The sequence below is a fragment of the Aeromonas sp. MdU4 genome, from assembly GCF_041929505.1.
GTDB lineage: Bacteria > Pseudomonadota > Gammaproteobacteria > Enterobacterales > Aeromonadaceae > Aeromonas.
The window spans coordinates 1-3,351 of record NZ_JBHFMW010000031.1; the positions used below are offsets into that span (position 1 = coordinate 1).

The 3,351-nt window shown below is 55.0% G+C and carries 1 protein-coding gene and 1 pseudogene; one reads left to right on the forward strand and one right to left on the reverse strand.

Annotated features, from left to right (window positions below; translation table 11 throughout):
- Positions 1-219: 219 nt before the first annotated feature.
- Positions 220-393, forward strand: a pseudogene (locus tag ACE1BR_RS18485) (IS5/IS1182 family transposase); the annotation flags it as partial.
- 67 nt (positions 394-460) lie between these two features.
- Here the strand turns inward: ACE1BR_RS18485 and ACE1BR_RS18490 are convergent.
- Positions 461-3,157: an AAA domain-containing protein gene (locus ACE1BR_RS18490; protein ID WP_374872872.1), complete on the reverse strand. Its 2,697-nt coding sequence runs from the start codon at positions 3,155-3,157 to the stop codon at positions 461-463.
- Positions 3,158-3,351: the final 194 nt, after the last annotated feature.

Below are 3,351 nucleotides of genomic sequence, written 5' to 3' on the forward strand. Positions count from 1 at the left end.
CCATCCCATTAACAACGCCCGTTCCAGGTGAAAAGTGATTGTTCGAGGAGCGATACCCAATATTTGGGCATATCACTCACTTGCTTGCCCTACGCAGCCCACTGACAGACCTCTAACTCCCGCAAGCTCAAAGGGGTGACGTTGTTTCTCAAATTAACGCAACCAAGATGAGCCAGAATGGCAACATTGCAAACTGTTCCTCCCCTTCAAGTCTGCAACATGGGCAAAGCACTTCACCCCATCACCAACTGGTCTCAGTACCACAAATTTCGGATTAACTGTGGCTCTCTTACCTTCTGGGTGGATGTCGAAGCTATGGACAACTGGTTCACCACACCCATCACAAGCAACAGGGAAGCAGCCAGCTCTCAGCTCTACACCGACAAAACCATCGTCATGACTTACTGGCTGATTTGGGTAATAACACCCTCTTCCTCCAGTGATCTACTATTCGGAACAGCTATTTAATCCACTGCCCAATAAAGTTGCCGATCCTCTGCTTAATGCCACTATCAACTGTCCGCAGTCGCAAAATGGGAATGCGGCATTTATTCAAAATCTCATTCTTCATGATATCTCGAGCCGCCTGTACTGGGTGGTCGTGATACCCACCATCGACCTCGATCACTCCTATCGGGGTCTTACCCACTTTGAAATAGAGCACAAAATCGCAACTGGCGCGCCTCATGAACGCCCGCTGAGTTTCCGTCCAGTCGGAGTTAGTCGGTGATGCAAGCTTTTCTAGTCGGATCTGCGTGTGGTACTTCATAGCCTGGCACGCCGGAGCCGACAGCACTTCGCGCAGCAACTGCGCTACGATCTGCTCGGACTTATAGCGTGAATCCTCGGGTCGTAGACGGGCGTTCAGGCGTGCCAAGGACTGATCGTACTCGTGGTACAACAAGTCGAATGCCGACACCACCGGCGCACGCACGATCTGCTCGTCCTGCGCGTAATAGCTGATATAGCGGATCAGCGCGGCGATGTGGCCGTTGTTCTCGGTGAACACCTCGTCACCGGTCACCAGGGTGAAACGATGTTTGGCCCGCGACACTGCCACGTTGATCATGCGTGGGTCGTCGACGAAATCCAGGCGTCCTTGCGCTTGGTTGTAGCGCTTCTTGTCCAGCACGGTAGAAAAGACGATCTCGTCGCACTCGCGCCCCTGGAACTTGTGCACCGTGTCATTGACGAAGTCCGCTGGCAGGTGCTTGTCGGAGAGGCTGACCTGTGCCCGGAACGGCGCGATATAACCGCGACCTTCACCGTCCATTGCGACGGGCGTCCCCTCGTCTTCGAGCACCTTCAGCAAGGAATCCAACTCCCGAAGGTTGGTGTTCTTGCGTGCGTGGTTGCCCTTGGCGGTCACCACCAGGCGCAGGGGCTCCTCGCCGTTATCCACGGTCATCGGCACCAGTGCGTTGTCATAGAACTGCTGGTTACAGAACTGGATGATCCTGGGGTGGCAGCGGTAATGCTCCTTCAACAGCGTCCTTGGCAGTGCGTCCTGGAATACGGCAATGCACGAATCCAGCAAGCTGTAGCGCTCGCAATCGTAGGCCTCGGCCGGCGCCTGCAGCCCCAGTTTCACAGGGATGTGCGGCAACTGGCGGTTGTCGCCGACGACGATCAGGTTCTTGGCGCAGCCCAGCGGCAGGATGCCCGGCACTATGTCCTGCAAAGAAGCTTCATCGATGATCACGTAGTCGAGGATCGCCCCTGGAGCGATCGAGTTGACGATAGAGTGCGTGCCGCTGCCCAAGATAGGAAAACGCTGCACGAAGGCGTCAAAGTTCCAGCGGTAGGTTTTGGCATCGAAGCTGTCTCGCGGCGGAACCTGGCTTTGCAGATGCTGCTTCAGATGGTGCATCGATACGGTTGTCAGTTCTTTAAGCAAAGCCGTGAAGTTTGCGCGCGCCAAGGATTCGCGGCACGCCCTCAGCTCGGTTTCCTTATCCTGCAGCGACTTGTCGTAGTAATGCATCTGCAGGGCATGGAATGCGGCCATGCGCGCCTCGCCCTCGGCGAACGGCTTGGTGCGAAAGACTCTAAATTTGAACAACAACTCTATACGGTCCTTGAGCTTCACGTGCTGCTCGCCCAGGTGCGCCAGGTAGGCCATGAGGTCAGCTGTTTTGCGCGGAGTCAGCCCGTACTTGTCCAACGAGCCTGTGGCCTGTACACCGTTTTCTGCCTGCCACTGTTGCAGGTAGCGCCGCTCGATGACCAGCTCGTCCAATTCGATCTGCAGTTGTGCCGCCCGGTTGTGGTCTTGCAGGTGCTGCTTCAGGCGGGGCAGCAAGCCTTGGATCTCTTCTAGAGACGGTGCCGTTCCAGGCGCATTGGAGGGCCATGCAGGCAAGTTAGCGAAGAAGGCCTTACGGTTATCCTCATTGCCAAGCTTGGCTACCAGGTAGCCAAGTCCGCATTTCTCCAGCTTTTCGTAGACATTTTCCACGGCTGCATTGTTATTGGACAGTACCGCCACCGTCTGTCTGCGCAACAGGATATTGGCGAGGATGTTGAGGATGGTCTGGGTCTTGCCGGTTCCCGGTGGGCCTTCGATCACGCTGATTTGCGCGCTGAACGCACGCTCGACTGCTTTGTACTGGCTTTCGTTCAGCCCGAACGGATAAATGAGCCCCTGACCTGGGGCGATCGTGCCGTTGCGCCCGGTGCAATAGGCTTGCAAAGCAGCGCTGGCGACGGCTGGCAGTTTTCCAAGCTGAGTCACGACATTGCTGGCTATGTTACGATCAGCCTGCGACTGCGCTTGAGCGTGTCGGGTACTCGCAATCTTCATGAAATAACCGAAGACCGGCGTGTCCTTGAGCGAGGTTGTGGCGATGAAGACGATGCCATCCATCCTGTGGACATAAGGCCTGCTGGTGCCAGGATAGTGCACCACGGCATATCGCTCGCCGTAGATCACCGCTTTGTCGATAGGTTTGACGATCGTGCTGCCAGGTTTGGTCAGCAGTACATTGCTCAACTCGCGGGAAGGTGATACTTGGCAATGATTGAGTGGGCGAGTGTATTTTTTACTGGAGGGAAAATGACAGGTCAGTTCCAGAGTTTCGTGCTTGTCGTTCCAGCGCATCGTCCAGTCGCTAATTTTTGCGGTTTTATCCTCACCATCAACCAGAATCGATATCATTTATCTTTAATCCTTAGTCGCATTACGTCTGGCTTTGTTTCACGTCAAATACTACGGTTTCCAAGGGAGAACATATTGCCATCGTTGCATGCAAGGTGGATATAGAAAAAGAGCCCCTGAGAAATGCGGCTATGCTGGTGATGCGAAAGGAAAGGCTGCCGGACTGGAAAAAGGTATCGGGGTATCACCGTCGC

Coding starts and splice junctions, on each gene's coding strand:
- ACE1BR_RS18490 (WP_374872872.1), bottom strand. CDS start 3,157: ATGATATCGATTCTGGTTGATGGTGAGGATAAAACCGCAAAAATTAGC.